The sequence below is a fragment of the Streptomyces sp. NPDC031274 genome (assembly GCF_055570235.1).
This window is the reverse complement of sequence record NZ_JBVIHP010000410.1, coordinates 1-1,110: the sequence shown is the minus strand read 5'-3', so window position 1 is coordinate 1,110 and position 1,110 is coordinate 1. Positions and strand designations below refer to the sequence as shown.

At 71.2% G+C, this 1,110-nt stretch carries 1 protein-coding gene and 1 pseudogene; both read right to left on the bottom strand.

All coding sequences use genetic code 11. The features are described 5' to 3' along the window. The coding region (locus ACZ5CR_RS46770; protein ID WP_468870146.1) for an acyltransferase family protein at window positions 1-692 on the bottom strand (692 nt) is incomplete at its 3' end. Beyond that, window positions 692-1,110: pseudogene (locus ACZ5CR_RS46765) on the bottom strand (bi-functional transferase/deacetylase); the annotation flags it as partial. The gene ACZ5CR_RS46770 and the pseudogene ACZ5CR_RS46765, both read right to left, overlap by 1 nt.

The following is a 1,110-nucleotide window of genomic DNA, read 5'->3' as shown; positions in this document are numbered from 1 at the left end:
GCGCCCGCGAGCAGCGCGGCGACCGCCCCGGCCACCACCGGCCCCGGGGAGAGCCTGCGCAGCACTCCGTCACGGTGGGCGAAGCCGAGCAGCCAGCAGAACAGGAAGACCGACACATCACTGGCCGCGCTCCCCAGCCGCCCTTCCGGCAGGCTCCACACCGTCTCGAAGAGCGCGACGGGGACGAGGGACAGCAGCAGGACGGGTACGGGCGCGAGCCGGAACAACCGCAGCAGCACCGGCGAGAGCAGCACGAACCAGAGATACGTCCGCAGGTACCAGAGCACCGCCCACGCCTGCTCGCCCCACGCGTTGCCCGGCGGGTCGCCGAGCGGCAGCACCCAGTAGAGGATGTCCACGCCCGGCATCCAGCCGTTGATCATCATCGCCACGACGGCGACCACCCCGAACGCCCACAGCGGGATCAGCAGCCTGCGCAGCCGCCCCCGGATCACCTGGGCCGCGGGCCGCTGGAGCGACTTCGCCATCAGCGATCCGGCGAGCGCGAACATCACGCCCATGGACGGGAAGACCAGGCCGAGCCAGGGCCATTCGAAGGTGTGGTACGCCACGACACGTACGAGGGCGATGGCCCGCAGCGCGTCGAAGTACCGGTCGCGCCCCCCGGAGCCGTGGGGCACCACCGGCGCCTCCTCCGCCACCACCGCCCCCCGGCGGTGCGCCCCCGCCATCACCGCACCCCCGCATCGGGGCGCGGGGCGCCGACCTCGCCGGTGCGCTTGAGCTTCTGCCAGCGCAGCCTGCCGCCCGTGAGAGCCGTGACGCAGGAGTGGATCAGGACCAGATACATCAGCTGGCGGTAGGCGAGCTGCTGGAGCGGCATCATCAGGAGATACCGGTACTTCTCGCGGTCGAGCCGGAACGCGTACGCCGCGCACAGGAGCTGCACGGCGAGGACGGCCAGCCAGGCGAGCAGGGACGCCCGGACGTCCACGAAGATCATCGAGTAGACGGTGAAGACGTCGATGAGCGGCGCGAAGACCGGCGTGACGATCTGGAAGATCACCACGAGCGGCATCCCGACCCGGCCGAACCGGCCCGAAGGGCCCTTGTCCGTCACGGACTTGCGGTGCTTCCACAGCGCCTGCA